This is a genomic window from Rodentibacter sp. Ppn85 (assembly GCF_001999335.1).
Taxonomy (GTDB): Bacteria; Pseudomonadota; Gammaproteobacteria; order Enterobacterales; family Pasteurellaceae; genus Rodentibacter.
The window spans coordinates 1-17,823 of record NZ_MLHS01000035.1 but is presented as its reverse complement, the minus strand read 5'-3'; the positions used below and the strand labels follow the sequence as shown (position 1 = coordinate 17,823).

The 17,823-nt window shown below is 41.1% G+C and carries 18 protein-coding genes and 1 pseudogene; 7 read left to right on the top strand and 12 right to left on the bottom strand.

Annotated features, from left to right (window positions below; all coding sequences use genetic code 11):
• Positions 1-212: 212 nt before the first annotated feature.
• The 11 genes and pseudogenes from BKL51_RS06095 to BKL51_RS06050 form a co-directional block, all read right to left on the bottom strand.
• On the bottom strand, positions 213-3,473 hold the full coding sequence (locus BKL51_RS06095) for a YadA-like family protein (protein ID WP_233127088.1): 3,261 nt from the start codon (positions 3,471-3,473) through the stop codon (positions 213-215).
• A 75-nt stretch (positions 3,474-3,548) separates the two neighbouring features.
• Positions 3,549-3,638: pseudogene (locus BKL51_RS12325) on the bottom strand (ESPR domain-containing protein); the annotation flags it as partial.
• A gap of 158 nt (positions 3,639-3,796) precedes the next feature.
• Positions 3,797-5,188 (bottom strand): MDR family MFS transporter, encoded by a 1,392-nt coding sequence (locus BKL51_RS06090; protein WP_077465842.1) that lies wholly within the window; start codon positions 5,186-5,188, stop codon positions 3,797-3,799.
• 7 nt (positions 5,189-5,195) lie between these two features.
• On the bottom strand, positions 5,196-5,696 hold the full coding sequence (gene mobB, locus BKL51_RS06085; RefSeq protein WP_077465841.1) for a molybdopterin-guanine dinucleotide biosynthesis protein MobB: 501 nt from the start codon (positions 5,694-5,696) through the stop codon (positions 5,196-5,198).
• A 170-nt stretch (positions 5,697-5,866) separates the two neighbouring features.
• Positions 5,867-6,088, bottom strand: coding sequence for a hypothetical protein (locus tag BKL51_RS06080; protein ID WP_077465840.1), 222 nt, complete (start codon positions 6,086-6,088; stop codon positions 5,867-5,869).
• A 127-nt stretch (positions 6,089-6,215) separates the two neighbouring features.
• Positions 6,216-6,650, bottom strand: a complete 435-nt coding sequence (locus BKL51_RS06075) for a SoxR reducing system RseC family protein (protein WP_077465839.1) — start codon at positions 6,648-6,650, stop codon at positions 6,216-6,218.
• Complete coding sequence (locus BKL51_RS06070) at positions 6,644-7,417, bottom strand: class I SAM-dependent methyltransferase (protein WP_077465908.1); 774 nt, start codon at positions 7,415-7,417, stop codon at positions 6,644-6,646. The genes BKL51_RS06075 and BKL51_RS06070 overlap by 7 nt, the downstream gene beginning before the upstream one ends.
• Positions 7,399-8,490, bottom strand: a complete 1,092-nt coding sequence (gene trmA, locus BKL51_RS06065) for a tRNA (uridine(54)-C5)-methyltransferase TrmA (RefSeq protein WP_077465838.1) — start codon at positions 8,488-8,490, stop codon at positions 7,399-7,401. The genes BKL51_RS06070 and trmA overlap by 19 nt, the downstream gene beginning before the upstream one ends.
• Before the next feature lie 82 nt (positions 8,491-8,572).
• Positions 8,573-8,908, bottom strand: coding sequence for a DUF413 domain-containing protein (locus tag BKL51_RS06060; protein ID WP_077465907.1), 336 nt, complete (start codon positions 8,906-8,908; stop codon positions 8,573-8,575).
• Between the two features lie 56 nt (positions 8,909-8,964).
• Positions 8,965-9,570, bottom strand: coding sequence for a DsbA family protein (locus tag BKL51_RS06055; protein ID WP_077465837.1), 606 nt, complete (start codon positions 9,568-9,570; stop codon positions 8,965-8,967).
• 11 nt (positions 9,571-9,581) lie between these two features.
• Positions 9,582-9,848: a YihD family protein gene (locus tag BKL51_RS06050; RefSeq protein ID WP_077465836.1), complete on the bottom strand. Its 267-nt coding sequence runs from the start codon at positions 9,846-9,848 to the stop codon at positions 9,582-9,584.
• A 64-nt stretch (positions 9,849-9,912) separates the two neighbouring features.
• Between BKL51_RS06050 and mobA the strand changes: the two genes are divergently transcribed.
• Genes mobA through BKL51_RS06035 form a run of 3 tightly spaced genes read left to right on the top strand, consistent with a single transcriptional unit; the run spans position 9,913 to position 11,887 of the window.
• Entirely contained in the window at positions 9,913-10,476 is a 564-nt protein-coding gene (gene mobA, locus BKL51_RS06045; RefSeq protein ID WP_077465835.1) for a molybdenum cofactor guanylyltransferase MobA, read from the top strand.
• 46 nt (positions 10,477-10,522) lie between these two features.
• Positions 10,523-11,104, top strand: a complete 582-nt coding sequence (locus BKL51_RS06040; protein ID WP_077465834.1) for a rhomboid family intramembrane serine protease — start codon at positions 10,523-10,525, stop codon at positions 11,102-11,104.
• Between the two features lie 27 nt (positions 11,105-11,131).
• Positions 11,132-11,887: a DeoR/GlpR family transcriptional regulator gene (locus BKL51_RS06035; RefSeq protein ID WP_077465833.1), complete on the top strand. Its 756-nt coding sequence runs from the start codon at positions 11,132-11,134 to the stop codon at positions 11,885-11,887.
• 274 nt (positions 11,888-12,161) lie between these two features.
• On the opposite strand, the gene dusA is transcribed toward BKL51_RS06035, so the two are convergent.
• On the bottom strand, positions 12,162-13,145 hold the full coding sequence (dusA, locus tag BKL51_RS06030; protein WP_077465832.1) for a tRNA dihydrouridine(20/20a) synthase DusA: 984 nt from the start codon (positions 13,143-13,145) through the stop codon (positions 12,162-12,164).
• A gap of 413 nt (positions 13,146-13,558) precedes the next feature.
• Here dusA and rpsL point away from each other — a divergent pair, with 413 nt between their 5' ends.
• The 4 genes from rpsL to tuf form a co-directional block, all read left to right on the top strand.
• On the top strand, positions 13,559-13,933 hold the full coding sequence (gene rpsL / locus BKL51_RS06025) for a 30S ribosomal protein S12 (RefSeq protein WP_005543325.1): 375 nt from the start codon (positions 13,559-13,561) through the stop codon (positions 13,931-13,933).
• A gap of 158 nt (positions 13,934-14,091) precedes the next feature.
• Positions 14,092-14,562, top strand: a complete 471-nt coding sequence (gene rpsG / locus BKL51_RS06020; RefSeq protein ID WP_077465831.1) for a 30S ribosomal protein S7 — start codon at positions 14,092-14,094, stop codon at positions 14,560-14,562.
• 84 nt (positions 14,563-14,646) lie between these two features.
• Positions 14,647-16,749: an elongation factor G gene (fusA, locus tag BKL51_RS06015; RefSeq protein WP_077465830.1), complete on the top strand. Its 2,103-nt coding sequence runs from the start codon at positions 14,647-14,649 to the stop codon at positions 16,747-16,749.
• 68 nt (positions 16,750-16,817) lie between these two features.
• The coding region (tuf, locus tag BKL51_RS06010) for an elongation factor Tu (RefSeq protein WP_077465829.1) at positions 16,818-17,823 on the top strand (1,006 nt) is incomplete at its 3' end.

Genomic DNA, 17,823 nt, shown 5'->3' with positions numbered 1-17,823 from the left:
AAACATCGTTCTTGATGAGAAGCTCATAAATAACAATTTATAATTAAGTTTAGCAACAGTGAATACCAAATTTTCGTAAAATAACAGCATTATCGTTTACAGATTATAAAATGAGCGTACAAAGTACGCTCATTATTTATATCAAATTTAGTGTAGCCAAAACAAATATTACAAAAAAACACTGTTGGTTTTGACCGCACTTTTTAGGTTAATTAGAACTTCCAACCAACCGCTGCACCACCGGCATAATCGCCCGAGTTGTTTGCGCTACCCCCGATTTTGATAATAACGCGACCGTTGTCGGTCACTCTGGAGTAGCCCATTGCGATTGCCGATGCACCACGGTAAGTACCGCCACCAACACTCACAATACTTTCACCCGCACGATAAGATTGCGGTAGTAAGCTCATTGCAACGGCGGAAGCAATACCACTGCGTAAGCGGCGATCAACTCGATTAATACGATTATGCACATCGCGCATATTTAGCGACAATTTCTTGTCAAAATAACCGAGATTTACCGCGTCGCTGGCGTCTTTAGGATCAGCGACATTCGTTACCCGTACAGGTTTGTCCGAACCGCTATTGAGTCTTACAACGTCTGTTCGACGTTGAACGTCTTTACCCGATTCAGGATCAACATAAACTAATGGGCCTTCCATTTGCAATTGTGTCAATGCTCGACTGAGCGTCTTTTTACCAGAGTCCCCATAAATATTAAAGTTACCTTCAATATCTGAATTGCCTAAATCAATTTTAGCATTATCTGCAAGAGTTAAAGACTGATGAATGGTGACATCTTGTAAGATTGTCTGTCCTTCAACTCTCAGATCTTTGTCAACGGTTAAATTTCCTGAAACTGTTGAGTTGCCTTTTACTAAGCTGTCACCATTAACGGTTGCGTTACCTTTGGTGAGGGTGTCTTTCTCGAAGGTAGCATTACCTTTAACGGTAGAGCTACCTTTCACCGTCAAATCTTTTTCGATATTAGCGTTATTGGTTACATTCAAGTCTTTGATTATTGCGCTATCTGTCACATTCAAATCTTTAGTCGTTGTCGTGCCATTTACGCTTAAATCGCCACCGACTGTCGCATTGCCCATTGCATTTAAGTTACGGAAAGTTGGATCTTTCGCCATCACGATCTCTATTGCGCCCGTTGTAGCATTTGAAATAGTACGAATGTTGCTGCTGTCTGCCTTTTTATCTGCTGCTAAGCTGCCTTGAACCGTGAGTGTTTCACCCAATTTACGCATAATAATTTCACCATTATTTCCCGTAAAATTCATTCCTTGATTGGTCAGGCTATTCGTGATATTCTGAATTGTCGTGTGTAACTGACCTCCTGTTATCGCATCTTTACTGCCTGCGGAGATATTTCCGTCAGTGATATTGCTGATAACATTGCCACCCATATCCAATTTGGTGCCATTCGCAACCGTAAAGGTTTTCCCTTCACCGCCTACGTTGGTATTACCCGACAGAATCGTATTCCCTGTAGATACCAAGCTATTGCTAAATGTACCGTTGGTTGAATTCAAGTTGGTGATCGTGCCGTTAGTTGCAGTCAAGTTGGTTGTAGTAACATTTGTAAAACTCGGTGAATCGTTAACAGATAATATAATATCTTTACCACTTTGAGTGATATTAAGATTTTTTCCGGCAATGACATTTACCGTATCACCCATCTGAACGTTAGTCGAATCATTACCTACTACATTACCACCCTCAACCTTGCCAGTATTGATATTCCAGCCTTGGTTGATTTTATCTAATGCAGTATTCGCTGTTTCGTTAGCTGCTTTTGCGGTGTTATTGGCGTTTATTGCTGTTGTATTCGCTGCATTCGCCGCGTTGTTAGCCGTAGTTGCAATCATGTTTACCGCATCAAGTTGGCTTTTATTCACCGCATCTTTTGGGGCAGTACCATTTGCTACATTGGTGATCTTATTATTGCCCATATCTACGGAGGAACTTCCTTGGAAAGTAATTGTTTTCCCTTCCCCTCCAAGTAGAATATTGCCGCGTAAATTTGATGTGCCTGATACTGTCAATGATCCACCGGCGGCAACATTTAATTTATTGCTTACATCGACTTGAGTAAATTTGGGATTATCAACGGTCTTAACTGTAATTGTACTACCGTTACGCTCTATATTAATATTCTTACCTTGGGTAATATTAATGGAACCATTTCGGGTGATCTTCTCACCGGTATCATCATTAGCTTTAAGCAAGAAACTAGAATTGTTGAGTGCATTATTAATCGCATCTGATACGGTTTTAGCGGTAGTTAAACCTGATGTACCTGAAACGCTGGTCACACCTTTCGCATCAGTAGAAATATTTTGTGTTACCACATTCACTTTAACCGATGCACTATTCTCCCCATCAGTAATCTCAGAGGTAGTATAGTTTCCATCGATAAAATTGACTAAACCATCATTATTAATTCTGGATTTGGTTGTGCCGTTTTGTTGGATATTAAAACCCGTGTGTTTCATCGCCTGATAAAGTTGGCTACCATTAATTGCATCAGTTGACCCTTCTGATACTCTCCCGGCAGCAACATTAATAATTTGACGTTTTGTTGTTTCGTTACCAACAGATACCACTTTTGTTCTGTTATTATATGCTGGATCTCCTCCCACAGAAACCCCAGCAAAATTGGTAGAGTTTATATTTTGACCTAAATCGTCCTTGACACTTAAATTCTGTGAAAATTTCGCTTGTTCCGTTTCAGATCCATAACCTAATGCAACCCCATCTTGATGGTTCGCTTTAGACTTCGCACCCAATGCAACACCGTGGTCTTGCCATTGACCTCCTGCAAATGAATTTGCACCTAAAGCTACAGTTTCACCTCTTTCTGAAATAGCATTTGTACCAATCGCCGTTCCCAATTCACCATTTGCAGTAGCGCCTGCTCCAACTGCTACACTAGCTTTATCGGTATGACCATTTGATGCAGAGGCATTTCGACCAATCGCAATACCAGTTCCTGCGCTAGTATTCATACCAATGGCTGTACCACCCGCTGCTGTTGCTTTAGATAAAAAGCCAACTGCCGTTGTACCTTCACCACTTGCTGTGGTTTTTGCCCCTAAGGCGGCCGCCCCTTTAGCGGTTGCATTGGCATTTCCACCCACTGCTGTAGCAGTTTCGCCGTTAGCAGTAGATGTAGTACCTAATGCAATAGAACCAGTACCGCCAGAAACACTTGTGCCATAACCTAATGCAACACCTGTCCTTGACTTAACAATAGACCTTGTTCCAATAGAAATAGCTCCCGGTGCCAGGGCTTTAGCATTATGATCTGTGACGGATAAGTCGCTTGCTCGTCCTATTGCAATAGAATTAGTATCACCATTTGCCTCCCCCCCTGCAATTGCAGTACCTTGGAATTTTTCCCATTTAATTTCTTGACTGCCGGCAGTAACAGCAAAAGCATTTGGAGTAATAGCCATCATCATAGCCGATGTTATTGCTATAGTTTTTATGTTTGAAGCAATCCTCTCTTCTGTCCGAAAATTCAAGGTATTATTGGAAGAAGATCTACAATACCCTTTCGCTAACTCTGATACAGCGATCCAAGTTTGAGTGACGTGATTAAAAATAACCCTAAAAACTTTATTCATAAATATCCTTTAAACTATTAGACATCGTTTCAAGTCATCAAGACATAGGCTCAAGAAAGCCCCCTTTGGTTACGTAAAACCTTGCGGATGATAGCTTATTTTTAACATTGAATATAGAAAAAATAACCATAAATCAAAGATTATCAAGTTTAACCAATCTAAGATGATTTACGCAAATGATCGCCGTCTGTTTTACGTAGCTTGGCTAATATCCAGACTAATGCAATAGAGAAGATTGATAAGGTCAAAAATGTATAGCTGAAAGCTTGTTGCAATAATTCCTTTTCATTACCAAAAAGTTGACGATAAAAATTTAAAATAATGGATGAGACAGCAATACCAAAACCGATGCCTACTTGTTGGATAATGCTGAGTACCGTTGATCCTGCACCGGCTTGTGCTTGAGAAAGATCACTTACAGCTAATGTATTCACGGCAGTGAAAATCATAGACATACAAGCGCCATACCACATTAAATTGCAGACAATCCAGCCAAGAGAGGTTTGATTATTGAGCCATGCCATTGAAATGATTCCCACCGCCATGAGAAGTGCGGACGAAATTAGCGTCGTTTTATAGCCAAACTGATTAAGAATATGCCCGATGACAGTTTTAAATATCACTGACATTAATGCAATGGGGGCAAGCAACCAACCTGACATTTCAGCGCTATAACCAAAGGAAAGTTGAAACATTAACGGTAATAAAAATGGCACACCCGAAGCGGATAAACGAATAAATAGATTAGCCAGTATGCCTAGACTAAAGGTTCGTGTGTGAAATAGGGAAAGCGGTAGAATTGCCCGTTCGTTTCCTTTTGCATAAGTCACATAAATTGCCAACAAGCCGATACCGAGAACAAGCGCACTATAAGTGATAAGCAAATTTTGCCGACTTTCACCCAGTAAATCCAAACCGAGCGTTAATCCTACTAAGCCAAAGGCGAATAATAAAAAGCCTGCCCAATCCAGCTTTTCTTCATCGCCTTTAATATTGTCCATCACCCTACCGGAAGCCCAAATACCTAATACGCCAATGGGAATATTAATTAAAAAAATCCAGTGCCAAGTTGCATGAATCACCAACCAGCCTCCTAGGATTGGCCCTAAAATCGGCCCGATTAAACCGGCGGTTGCCATTAAATTCCAAGCATTGAGGAGTTGATATTTAGGAACGGATTGAATAATCGCTAAACGGGCGACCGGCATCATAAATGCCCCGCCAATACCTTGAATAATCCGCGCAAGAATGAGGCTGTCCAAATTAGGCGCAGCAGCACAAGCTACCGAGCCCAATACAAATATAAAGACGGCACTGCGAAACACTGTAAGCGTACCGAATTTTGCCGCAGCCCATGCGGTGAGGGGAATAAACAAGGCAACGGCTAAGGAATAAGCAATGATCGCCATTTGCATTTCAAACGCTGGCTCATGTAAATCAGCAGAAATTGCCGGTAAGGCGGTATTTAAGATAGTCGCATCAAGGCTTTGCATAAAAAGCGCCATTGCAGCCACCCAAGCCAAACCCCGATAAGTTCTCTCATTCTTCATTTTTATCCTATGAGCGGAGCCAAGTTTCAATAAAATCGGCAATCTGTGGAATTCTATTAATATCTAACAAAGTGCGGTCGGTTTCAAGGGAATAATCGGTGGCAAGGGCAAGGACATAGCCGTCTATTTCCGGTAAGGATTTCGCCATTTCTTGTCGATGTAAAAGAATTTTCGGGATCGGTTCTTGTTTAAATCCTTCCACGAGAATTAAATCCGCTAATGTTCCATCAAACTGTTGGGCAAGATAATCCAGCGATAAGGGCACCGAGGTTTCCGTCATCATCGCCCAACGGCTATCGCAAGCCATCATGACTTGGGCGGAGCCGGCTTCTTTCATTCGCCAACTGTCTTTCCCTGCTTTATCCACCTGCGCATTATGATGGCTATGTTTAATCACGGAAACACGGATTCCGCGAGCGATTAATTCTGGAATGAGTTTTTCTAATAATGTGGTTTTACCACTGCCGCTATAACCGGTGATACCGAGAAGAGGAATTTTAGTTATCATAAAAATAGCCTTAAAAACAACCGCACTTTTTTACGTTTAATAAAATGAAAACCCCGAAAGCTCGGGGTTGATTAATATTTTATTGAGAATTTTTTGCTAGATAGTTTGCAAAAATAAGTCCTGCGATACCAATCAGTGCAACAATACCAAGACCAATTGTGAGCCACATATTATTTATCCTCCGATAATTTACGGAACACACGCCCCATCGCTAAAAAGACATAAGCTATGATACACAAAAAACTAATATTCATCCCTTTAAAAACAAGGGAATGCTCGCCGTAGAGTATAACAGGCATAGCCAGAATAGCAACTTTTGCAATATTATCCGTTAATTTTGACCAAGCTGATAATGAGCTTTTCTCAATGGGTACTCGGAATAAATTAAACATTGTTTTCTCCGTTTTTAAGAAAAACGGAATTTTGCTTAATCTTATGTTTTTTTACTTTACCAAGTATTTAAATTTGCGAGGAGCGTCGCAGAAAAAATTAAAAGTGCGGTTAAATTTTTCTACATTTTCAAGAAAGTACACGTAATAAGACCGGTTGAAATTCTGTTTGTCTCCCTAGTTTTTTTGTATAGCGCTTAATGAGAACAAAAGAAAGGGCGGTAAAAAGAAGAATAACGAGGGCTCGGATCAATTCATTTTCGCTGATGTAATCGGATAATACCGTTGCCACAAGCAAAGCAACAAGCGGTACGATGTACATGAATAATGCGGAAAACAACATTGATTTTTCCTCTAAGCCAATTTCCACCACTTGCCCTTCGCGTAACGGCATCATGGTTTCCACATTAAAAATATGTTCCCCTCGTTTGCCATTGAGCTCGGAAAGGCTGGAAGTGCCGCAGTTGTTTTTTGCCGCACACTGTCCGCAGGCACTTTGGGATTGACATTTTACTTTTGCCACTCCGTTTTCATAGCTGATGACAACCGCACTTTCTTTTAGCATAGTGCTTCTCCCAAATAAATATCAAAGCGGTGATTTTTCGTTTCACGACAAAAGTGCGGTTGTTTTTTGGTGAGAAATTCCGCATAGTCAGGACGTTTTACCACCACACGTTTTCGGGCTAATTGTAACGCAGGGGCAAGCAGCTCGTCCGCATCCAAATCCGCTCCTACTAAATGCTGAAACACACGCATTTCTTTTTTCACCAAAGCGGATTTTTGTTTGTGCGGATACATCGGATCAAGATATACCACATCGGCAAAATCCGTTTCGGGATTTAATTCATTAATATGACGAACATTTAATAAACGCAAATTTTGTCGCAACATTTCACCGATCTCTTGATCCTGATAGGCTCGCTTTAGGCCGTCTTGCAATAACAAATAGACAACGGGGTGACGTTCTACTAAACGCACTTGGCAGCCGATGGCGGCTAAGACGAAGGCATCACGCCCCAATCCTGCGGTGGCATCAATTACTGTAGGGAATTCATTCCCTTTGATTCCCACCGCTTTTGCTACCGCCTCGCCGCGCCCGCCGCCAAATTTTCGCCGATGTGTCATTGTACTGCCCACAAAATCCACATACACCGCACCAAGCTTGGGTTCGTCTAATTTGCGTAACTCCAAACGTTCATCCGTTTGGACTAGGGCAAGCGGGCTTTGATCATCATGGATAATGCTCATTGCGCCACAAAGTGCGGTTAAATTTTCGAGCGTTTTTTCCGTAGATTCGGAAATTATCCGAATCTTTACTTGCGAATCAGCCATACGCCGCTTTCCATGTGATCAGTGTAAGGGAATTGATCGAACAACGCCGCTTTTTCAATACGATGCGTTTTTGACAGTTCTTGCAAATTATCACATAAAGTATGAGGGTTGCATGAAATATATAAAATACGATCATAACCTTGTACTAATTTTACGGTATTAGGATCAAGTCCGGCACGAGGAGGATCGACAAAAATGGTATGACATTCGTAAGCGGTTAAATCAATGTCTTTTAATCGATTAAAGGTTCGCACACCATTTATCGCTTGGGTAAATTCTTCCGCTGACATACGAATAATCTGCAAATTATTGACGTTATTTTTTGCGATATTAAACTGTGCGGCTGCCACTGACGGTTTTGCTATTTCCGTGGCAAGGACCTTGCGGAAATTTTGTGCCAAGGCAATGGAGAAATTACCATTGCCACAATAAAGTTCGAGCAAATCGCCCTCACTCCCTTTTGTACAATCTATCGCCCATTCCAGCATTTTGCAATTTACCACGGCGTTAGGCTGGGTAAAACTGTTTTCCACTTGGCGATACACATAGTTTTGCCCTGCAATAGGTAGCTCTTCATCGATATAATCTTGCGACAAACAAATTTTTTGTTTGCTTGCTCTGCCAATCAATTGAACATCAAAGCCTTGCTCAATAAGCTGTTCTCTTAATTTTGCCGCTGATTGTTGCCATTCTTCCGTAAGCGGTTTGTGATATAAAAGACTGACGATAATTTTATTGCTTAAAGTGCTGAGATAATCAATTTGGAACAGTTTTTTGTGCAAAACCGCTTGTTGTTTCAGCAAGGAAGGCAAGGTTTGCATCACTTGATTAATCAGCCGGCTAGCAATGGGAAATTCGTCCACACGGTAAGGTTTGCGGGTGGTTTGATCAAACATAATATGATAAAAATCATCCTGTTCGTGCCAAATACGAAATTCCGTCCGCATACGATAATGGCAGGTCGGTGAATCAAACACTTGAATTGTTGGTGCGTTAAACGGGCGCAAAAGTGCGGTCAGTTTTTCTTGTTTTTTTTGTAGTAATTCGGTGTATTGAGAAACGGGGAGTTGCATTCGTTGAGTCCAACTGTATGGGGTTAAAGCAATTTATAAAATAAACAAAAGGCAGACTTCCGCCTGCCTTGTCTCGTTAATTTTATTCGCCGGAATAATCATCACCGCCGGAAGCGGCTTCACTCACATCACCGGAGAGGGTATAAACACGTTTGGTGGTGTTTATGCGGGTGCGGTATTTATGCCATGTTTTTTCAAAGAAAGTTTCCGGTGCATGTTCTCCGCGACAGAATGCAACAAACTCTTTTTCTTCTTTTGTTGCCGGTTCACGCTCACCTAAATCCAATGCTTTGAATGCTTGTCCGTATTGCTCAAGCACTTGTGATTCTTTGATGGTGTAATCACCGTGACGCGAAAATCCGCGCGGATAGTTTTTGTCGTCAAAAAAACGACGGGTAACGCTAAAACTTGCAGCCATGATCATCTCTCTTTCTTTGATTGCTTAAAAAGGGCTGGCATTAAACCAATTTTTCGCTATTTTTGCAATAAACCTTTTACGGTTTCCACGTAATCCTTAACGAAATTATCGTAATTTAATCCTTCAGGGTTAATTCGGAATTTACCGTTTACATAAAAATCCGGCACGCCACGTACACCGAATTGCTGGGCTGCATTGGTTTGTTTGTTCACTAAGCCGTTTACCGCAAAACTATTGATTCCTCCATCAAATTGTTCCGCTGTAATGCCATTATCTAAGAAGATCGCGCGAATATCGTCCATTGATTTTAAACGATCTTTTTGCGCCGCTTCAAATAAAGGTATTTTGACTTTATTTTCTACACCCAATGCCATTGCCAGCGCCCAAGCACGGGTTAGGTTTTCAGACTGACGTCCTAAAAAACTCACATGATATTGTTTAAATGCGACACCTTCAGGCAATTCGTCTTTGATTTGTTGAGGAATTTTATATTCCATTTCAAAGGAATAGCAATGAGGACAATAAAAAGAGAAAAATTCAATCACTTCTTTTTGCATTGCCGGTTGTTGGCTTACCTGGATATATTGTTTACCTTCTTGTAAATCGGTGGCGAAGGCATTGACAGAAATTAACGCGCCTAATGCGAGTAAAAATTTTTTCATTTGTTTTTTCCTTATTTAATAATGCCGCGGGCTTTTAACAGCGCGGTTTTAAAATCTTCTTCATAATCTTTTTTGATGCCGGGAATGGGCTCGTCCTTATTCATTCCATCCATTTTGAGCTGATAAATAATGACTTCATCGGTCAACTCATTTAGCGGTTTTTGGAAACCGGATTCATCGGCGATTTTTTGTAAGATTTCCATCAAACTCAAATCTGGGGCTTTAGACCAATAAGGTTGTAAAAGTTCCAAAACTTCATTTAAACGCTTACATTTCATTGCTATTTTCTTTTTAATCGTAAAAAATAGGCGCATGATACTGCAAATTTTCACAGAATAAAATATGTCAACGATAAGTGCGGTGATTTTAGCGGGTGGAAAAGCTCGCAGAATGGAAGGGCGCGACAAGGGTTTACAGGTTTTGTACGGTAAGCCTTTGATCGAATATATGATTGAACGCTTACGACCACAAATTACGAATATTTCCATTAATGCCAATCGAAACCAAGCCGCATACGCAAAATTCGGTTTTCCTGTTTTTGCCGATGAATTAGCTGATTTTCAGGGCCCGCTAAGCGGTATGTTAAGCGGGCTTGAAAAAGCCAAGGCGGATTTTGTTTTGTTCACACCTTGCGATAGTCCTTTTTTCCCTAAAAATTTACTCGAAAAACTCAAAAGTGCGTTGGAAAATGACCGCACTTTGATTGCTTATGCTTGCGATGAAGAAAGGGAACATCCCACATTTTGTTTGATGTCGGTCGAATTAAAAAAGGCATTACGGACTTACCTTGCCTCCGGTGAACGGCGGTTGTTGCAATTTATGCGGGAAAATAAAGGGATCCCGGTGAAGTTTACAACAAATGAAGGGCGATTTACGAATGTTAATTCCTTGGAAGATTTACGATAATCATTTTTTACTGTACTGAGAGTTGATTAAGAGACGTATTATTTTTATGAAAAATTCTGATTTATCTGGTTATTTTACACCGTTACACATTATTACCGCGATCTGCGTTATTGTGTATTTATTACAACAGCTCGGCTTTGAAGAAAGTATTATGGAAATCTTTCATTATCCTGTTTATTTTGACCAGGATTGGGAACTTTGGCGTTATATCACACATACTTTCGTGCATTTGTCAGGTATTCACATTATTGCAAATTTATCATGGTTTTGGTTATTTGGTCGTGTGATTGAACGCTATTTTAGCGGTGGAAAGCTTTTTCTTATTTTTTTAGTTTCTGCCATTGTGAGCGGTATTGTACAAAATTATTTTTCAGGTGCGGACTTTTTTGGATTATCGGGTGTGGTGTATGCGGTATTGGGTTATGTCTTTGTAGTGGATAAACTGAATGCTAATATTTTCAATTTGCCGAAGGGTTTTTTTACAATGTTACTCGTGGGGCTTATCTTTGGCTTTATTAGCCCTTTATTTGGTGTTTATATTGGTAATGCCGCCCATATTTCAGGTTTTATAGTTGGATTATTTTGGGGATTTATTGATAGTAAAATTTATTTGAATCGGGTAGAGTAACAGCGCTATTTATTTAAGGGACACGATATGAAACAATCCATTCGCCATCAAAAAATTATGGAGCTTGTCAATCAGCATGGTTATTTGAGTACGGAAGATTTAGTCATCCGACTGGATGTAAGTCCGCAAACAATCCGGCGAGATTTGAATGTTCTTGCAGAATTGAATTTTATTCGCCGTCATCATGGTGGCGCAGCCTCTCCTTCTTCCGCAGAAAATTCCGATTATATTGAACGCAAACACTTCTTTTCTTCACAAAAAAATTGCATTGCCCAAGAAGTTGCAAAACTTATTCCGAATGGCGCTTCGTTGTTTATTGATATCGGCACGACACCGGAAGCGGTAGCAAACGCATTGCTTGATCACAAATCTTTGCGTATTGTTACGAATAATTTGAATGCAGCCCATTTGCTCCGCCAAAATGAAAGTTTTGATATTACTATGGCGAGCGGTTCGCTACGGACAGACGGGGGAATTATTGGTGAAGCTACAGTGAATTTTATTTCCCAGTTTCGTTTAGATTTCGGTATTCTTGGTATCAGTGCTATTGATGAAGACGGCTCTTTATTGGACTATGATTATCACGAAGTGCAAGTAAAACGTGCGATTATGGAAAGTTCACGCCAAACATTGTTGGTGACCGATCATTCAAAATTTACCCGACAAGCAATCGTCCGCTTAGGGGAATTGGGGGATGTGGAATATCTGTTTACAGATGAAGTGCCGTTTCCTATCTGTCAATATTTACAAAATGCTAAAACGAAGTTAGTGATATGTCAGTAAGAAAGTGCGGTTATTTCTAACCGCACTTTTGTTTTTTTAACATCCATGTAAAACCACTAATGCAGTTAAGACCAATTAAAAAAATAAAACAGGATTAAATTAGAATTTATAAACAGAAGAGGAGACTCGAGATGCCAAGAAGTGTAAGACTTGATATTCCAAGAAACACGCTGATCTCCCTCTCAAATCTTGCGTGCGATTATAGTATAAATAAAGGTAAAGAGAAAGAAAAAAATTAAAATTTGTGGAATGTGCAGCAATTTTAGTTTCGGTTTTAATTTTCAACAAAACTAAGCGCTGTTTCAATAACTTCAATCCCTGCTCCTTGTTTGAATGCGTTTTCACTTAAATAACGGCGCCATTGGCGAGCTCCTTTACAATGCTGAAATACACCTAGCATATGACGGATAATATGATTGAGATATACACCTTGGCTGAGTTGTTTTTCAATATAAGGCAGCATTGCCAGCACCGCTTCTCGTGGGGTAACGATTGGCATACCGGGATCAAATAAGGCTTGATCGATAATGCCGAGTAAACTTGGGTTTTGATAAGCCTCACGTCCCACCATTACACCATCGACAAATTGCAAATGTTGTTTCATTTCTTCTATGGTTTTGATACCGCCGTTAATCACGATAGTCAAATGCGGAAAGTCGCGTTTTAACCGATATACGCGTTCGTAATCAAGTGGTGGAATTTCACGATTTTCTTTCGGACTTAAACCGGAAAGCCAAGCTTTGCGTGCGTGGATAATAAATTCCTGACAGCCTTTATTCCGAACTTTTTCGATAAAATCACATAAAAATTCATAACTATCGAGATCGTCAATACCAATACGGGTTTTTACCGTGACAGGAATCTTAACTACGCTTTGCATTTGTGCGATGCATTCTGCAACCAAATCGGCTTTTGCCATTAAGCAAGCACCAAACATTCCGTTTTGTACGCGATCGGAAGGACAGCCTACATTAAGATTAATTTCATGATAACCGCGCTGTTCCGCCAGTTTTGCGCAATGTTTGAGTTGCTCGGGATCGCTTCCGCCTAATTGTAGCGCGAGCGGATTCTCACAGGGATCAAAATCCAACAGATCATATTTGGCATGAATAATTGCTGAAGTCGTTACCATTTCCGTATAAAGCAAGGCGTGTTGAGAAAATTGACGGTGAAAATAACGGCAATGACGTGTTGTCCAATCAAGCATTGGAGCAACAGAAAAGCGACCACGATAAAAGTGCGGTTGATTTTGAGGCATTTTATTTCTCTGGTTTATTGATCCTGATTCAGTAAAGGATATTTGTGTAAATCGACGTGGGATTATGGCGATAATCACGCAGGAAATCAATCATCAAAAAATTCGAGTAAAATTTACCTTCCAAATCTTTCTAATTATCCAATAAAAAGTCGGATTCTTATCTTTTTCACTCCACTCCGGGTAACATTAAAATATTAGTGTGGGATGTTTAAGAAACTTTCGGCAACGAAGAGAGCATTTTAGCAACTTCTTAAAGGGCGCTCCTCGTCAAGGATCTTTCAGGGATCCTATTTCCGTTTAATGATTGACAATAGCCAACAAAATCATTAGAATTCAGCGTCTATTTCTGTATTGAAGTAGATTTTTTGAACAACATTCTATTATTGAATAACATTTAAACTGGAGCTTTTTTAATGGCAACTATCAACCAGCTAGTACGCAAACCGCGTGTGAAAAAGGTTGTAAAAAGCAACGTTCCTGCATTAGAGGCTTGCCCGCAGAAACGTGGTGTATGTACTCGTGTATATACTACAACTCCGAAAAAACCGAACTCAGCGTTACGTAAAGTATGTCGTATCCGCTTAACAAACGGTTTTGAAGTGACGTCTTATATCGGTGGTGAGGGTCATAACCTTCAAGAGCACAGTGTTGTGCTTATCCGTGGTGGTCGTGTTAAAGATTTACCGGGTGTGCGTTATCACACCGTACGTGGTGCATTAGACTGTGCCGGCGTTAAAGATCGTAAACAAGGTCGTTCTAAATACGGCGTTAAACGTCCTAAAGCTTAATGGTTCTCCGTTAAGTAAGGCCAAACGTCTAAATTAGCAAAACAATTTAAACCATAAACTCCAGTCAATAAAGCGCTTTGCGCTGCAAAGTTTCTCAATGAGAAATATTGCTGATGGGTTTTGGATATCCTGAAGATTAAAATACGGAGAAATTCGCAATGCCACGTCGTCGTAGTATTGAACCTCGCAAGATTCTTCCAGATCCGAAGTTCGGTTCAGAATTACTTGCAAAATTTATTAATGTAATCATGGTTGACGGTAAAAAATCCGTCGCTGAATCAATCGTTTACGGTGCGTTAGAAACTTTAGCCGAGCGTACAGGTAAAGAACCTTTAGAAGCGTTTGAAATTGCACTTGAAAATGTGCGTCCAACCGTTGAGGTTAAATCTCGTCGTGTTGGTGGTTCTACTTACCAAGTGCCGGTTGAAGTGCGCCCGGTTCGTCGTAATGCATTAGGTATGCGTTGGATTGTTGAAGCTGCACGTAAACGCGGTGATAAATCAATGGCTTTACGTCTTGCAAACGAATTATCGGATGCTTCTGATAACAAAGGCGCAGCAGTGAAAAAACGTGAAGACGTTCACCGTATGGCTGAAGCTAACAAAGCATTTGCTCACTATCGTTGGTAATAAGCTTTTGAATTTAAAGGGCTTCATCATTGATGAAGCCTTACCCTTATATAAACATATATTAAACTAAACAAGGTTATAATAATGGCACGTACAACTCCTATTGAAAGATATCGCAATATTGGTATTAGTGCGCATATTGATGCAGGTAAAACAACTACTACTGAACGTATCTTATTCTATACAGGTGTGAGCCACAAAATCGGTGAAGTACACGATGGTGCGGCAACAATGGACTGGATGGAACAAGAGCAGGAGCGCGGTATTACCATCACCTCTGCGGCAACTACAGCCTTCTGGTCTGGTATGTCTCAACAATTTCCACAACACCGTATCAACGTTATCGACACTCCGGGACACGTAGACTTTACTGTTGAAGTAGAGCGTTCTATGCGTGTTCTTGACGGTGCCGTAATGGTTTACTGTGCGGTGGGCGGTGTTCAGCCTCAGTCTGAAACCGTATGGCGTCAAGCTAATAAATACGAAGTTCCACGTATCGCGTTCGTTAACAAAATGGACCGTACCGGTGCAAATTTCTTGCGTGTGGTTGACCAACTAAAAACTCGTTTAGGTGCGAATGCCGTGCCTCTTCAACTTCCAATCGGTTCTGAAGAGAACTTTACCGGTGTTGTTGATTTAGTCAAAATGAAAGCGATCAACTGGAATGAAGCTGATCAAGGTATGACTTTCACCTATGAAGACATTCCTGCAAGTATGGTTGCTGATTGTGAAGAATGGCGTCAAAACCTTGTTGAAGCGGCAGCTGAAGCCTCTGAAGAGTTAATGGAAAAATACCTTGGTGGTGAAGAATTAAACGAAGAAGAAATTAAAGTCGGTCTTCGTCAACGCGTATTGGCGAATGAAATCATCTTGGTAACCTGTGGTTCTGCGTTTAAAAACAAAGGTGTTCAAGCAATGCTTGATGCGGTTGTTGAATATTTACCGGCACCAACGGATATTCCTGCAATTAAAGGTATTAATCCTGATGAAACTGAAGGTGAACGTCATGCTAGCGATGAAGAGCCGTTCTCTTCATTGGCGTTCAAAATTGCGACCGACCCATTCGTAGGAAACTTAACTTTCTTCCGCGTGTATTCAGGCGTAATTAATTCCGGTGATACGGTATTGAACTCCGTACGTCAAAAACGTGAACGTTTCGGTCGTATCGTTCAAATGCACGCAAACAAACGTGAAGAAATTAAAGAAGTTCGCGCAGGTGATATTGCTGCGGCTATCGGTTTAAAAGATGTAACAACCGGTGATACATTGTGTGCAATTGATGCACCAATTATTCTTGAGCGTATGGAATTCCCTGAACCGGTAATTTCTGTTGCGGTAGAACCGAAAACTAAAGCAGACCAAGAAAAAATGGGTATTGCATTAGGTCGTTTAGCACAAGAAGACCCTTCATTCCGTGTACACACAGATGAAGAGTCCGGTGAAACCATCATTTCCGGTATGGGTGAGTTACACTTAGATATCATCGTTGACCGTATGAAACGTGAGTTCAAAGTGGAAGCTAACATTGGTAAACCTCAAGTATCTTACCGTGAAACTATCCGTACCCGTGTGAATGATGTTGAAGGTAAACACGCGAAACAATCCGGTGGTCGCGGTCAATACGGTCATGTTGTTATCGACTTGTATCCGTTAGAACCGGAAGGTCCGGGTTATGAATTTGTCAATGAAATCAAAGGTGGTGTTATTCCTGGTGAATACATCCCGGCTGTTGACAAAGGTATCCAAGAACAACTTAAATCCGGTCCATTAGCGGGTTATCCGGTAGTTGACCTTGGTGTTCGTTTACACTTCGGTTCATACCATGATGTGGACTCATCCGAACTGGCGTTTAAACTTGCTGCATCTTTAGCGTTTAAAGCTGCATTCGCAAAAGCAAACCCGGTTCTACTAGAGCCAATCATGAAAGTAGAAGTTGAAACGCCACCTGAGTATGTGGGTGATGTAATCGGTGATTTAAGCCGTCGTCGTGCTATGGTTAACGGTCAAGAAGCGAACGAATTTGTTGTGAAAATCGATGCAGAAGTGCCACTTTCTGAAATGTTCGGTTATGCAACGGACTTACGTTCACAAACTCAAGGTCGTGCATCATACTCAATGGAACCGTTAAAATATGCTGAAGCGCCAACAAGTGTTGCAGCTGCAGTCATTGAAGCGCGTAAAAAATAATATTTTTGTAACATAATAGCGGTATAAAGTTCTTAGTTTTTATACCGCACTTTTAGGAAACATTAGCAATGTCTAAAGAAAAATTTGAACGTACAAAACCGCACGTAAACGTGGGTACAATCGGCCACGTTGACCACGGTAAAACAACTTTAACAGCAGCAATCACTACAGTATTAGCAAAACACTACGGTGGTGCGGCTCGTGCATTTGACCAAATTGATAACGCGCCGGAAGAAAAAGCGCGCGGTATTACCATCAATACTTCACACGTTGAATATGATACGCCAAGCCGTCACTACGCACACGTTGACTGTCCGGGACACGCCGACTATGTTAAAAACATGATTACCGGTGCGGCACAAATGGACGGTGCAATCTTAGTGGTTGCGGCAACCGACGGTCCGATGCCACAAACTCGTGAGCACATCTTATTAGGTCGCCAAGTAGGCGTACCTTACATCATCGTATTCTTAAACAAATGCGACATGGTGGATGACGAAGAGTTATTAGAATTAGTTGAAATGGAAGTGCGCGAACTTCTTTCTCAATATGACTTCCCGGGCGATGATACGCCAATCGTACGCGGTTCTGCGTTAAAAGCGTTAGAAGGCGATGCGGCATGGGAAGAAAAAATCCTTGAGTTAGCCAACCACTTAGATACTTACATCCCTGAGCCTGAGCGTGCAATTGACCAACCGTTCCTTCTTCCTATTGAAGACGTGTTCTCAATTTCCGGTCGTGGTACGGTAGTAACCGGTCGTGTAGAGCGTGGTATTATCCGTACGGGTGACGAAGTTGAAATCGTGGGTATCAAAGATACTGCGAAAACGACCGTAACCGGTGTTGAAATGTTCCGTAAATTACTTGACGAAGGTCGTGCGGGTGAAAACATTGGTGCGTTATTACGTGGTACCAAACGTGAAGAGATTGAACGTGGTCAAGTATTAGCGAAACCGGGTTCAATCACGCCACACACCGATTTCGAATCAGAAGTTTATGTATTATCAAAAGATGAAGGTGGGCGTCATACGCCATTCTTCAAAGGTTACCGTCCACAATTCTATTTCCGTACAA

Coding starts and splice junctions, on each gene's coding strand:
- BKL51_RS06095 (WP_233127088.1), bottom strand. CDS start 3,473: ATGATGATGGCTATTACTCCAAATGCTTTTGCTGTTACTGCCGGCAGT.
- BKL51_RS06090 (WP_077465842.1), bottom strand. CDS start 5,188: ATGAAGAATGAGAGAACTTATCGGGGTTTGGCTTGGGTGGCTGCAATG.
- mobB (WP_077465841.1), bottom strand. CDS start 5,696: ATGATAACTAAAATTCCTCTTCTCGGTATCACCGGTTATAGCGGCAGT.
- BKL51_RS06080 (WP_077465840.1), bottom strand. CDS start 6,088: ATGTTTAATTTATTCCGAGTACCCATTGAGAAAAGCTCATTATCAGCT.
- BKL51_RS06075 (WP_077465839.1), bottom strand. CDS start 6,650: ATGCTAAAAGAAAGTGCGGTTGTCATCAGCTATGAAAACGGAGTGGCA.
- BKL51_RS06070 (WP_077465908.1), bottom strand. CDS start 7,417: ATGGCTGATTCGCAAGTAAAGATTCGGATAATTTCCGAATCTACGGAA.
- trmA (WP_077465838.1), bottom strand. CDS start 8,490: ATGCAACTCCCCGTTTCTCAATACACCGAATTACTACAAAAAAAACAA.
- BKL51_RS06060 (WP_077465907.1), bottom strand. CDS start 8,908: ATGGCTGCAAGTTTTAGCGTTACCCGTCGTTTTTTTGACGACAAAAAC.
- BKL51_RS06055 (WP_077465837.1), bottom strand. CDS start 9,570: ATGAAAAAATTTTTACTCGCATTAGGCGCGTTAATTTCTGTCAATGCC.
- BKL51_RS06050 (WP_077465836.1), bottom strand. CDS start 9,848: ATGAAATGTAAGCGTTTAAATGAAGTTTTGGAACTTTTACAACCTTAT.
- mobA (WP_077465835.1), top strand. CDS start 9,913: ATGTCAACGATAAGTGCGGTGATTTTAGCGGGTGGAAAAGCTCGCAGA.
- BKL51_RS06040 (WP_077465834.1), top strand. CDS start 10,523: ATGAAAAATTCTGATTTATCTGGTTATTTTACACCGTTACACATTATT.
- BKL51_RS06035 (WP_077465833.1), top strand. CDS start 11,132: ATGAAACAATCCATTCGCCATCAAAAAATTATGGAGCTTGTCAATCAG.
- dusA (WP_077465832.1), bottom strand. CDS start 13,145: ATGCCTCAAAATCAACCGCACTTTTATCGTGGTCGCTTTTCTGTTGCT.
- rpsL (WP_005543325.1), top strand. CDS start 13,559: ATGGCAACTATCAACCAGCTAGTACGCAAACCGCGTGTGAAAAAGGTT.
- rpsG (WP_077465831.1), top strand. CDS start 14,092: ATGCCACGTCGTCGTAGTATTGAACCTCGCAAGATTCTTCCAGATCCG.
- fusA (WP_077465830.1), top strand. CDS start 14,647: ATGGCACGTACAACTCCTATTGAAAGATATCGCAATATTGGTATTAGT.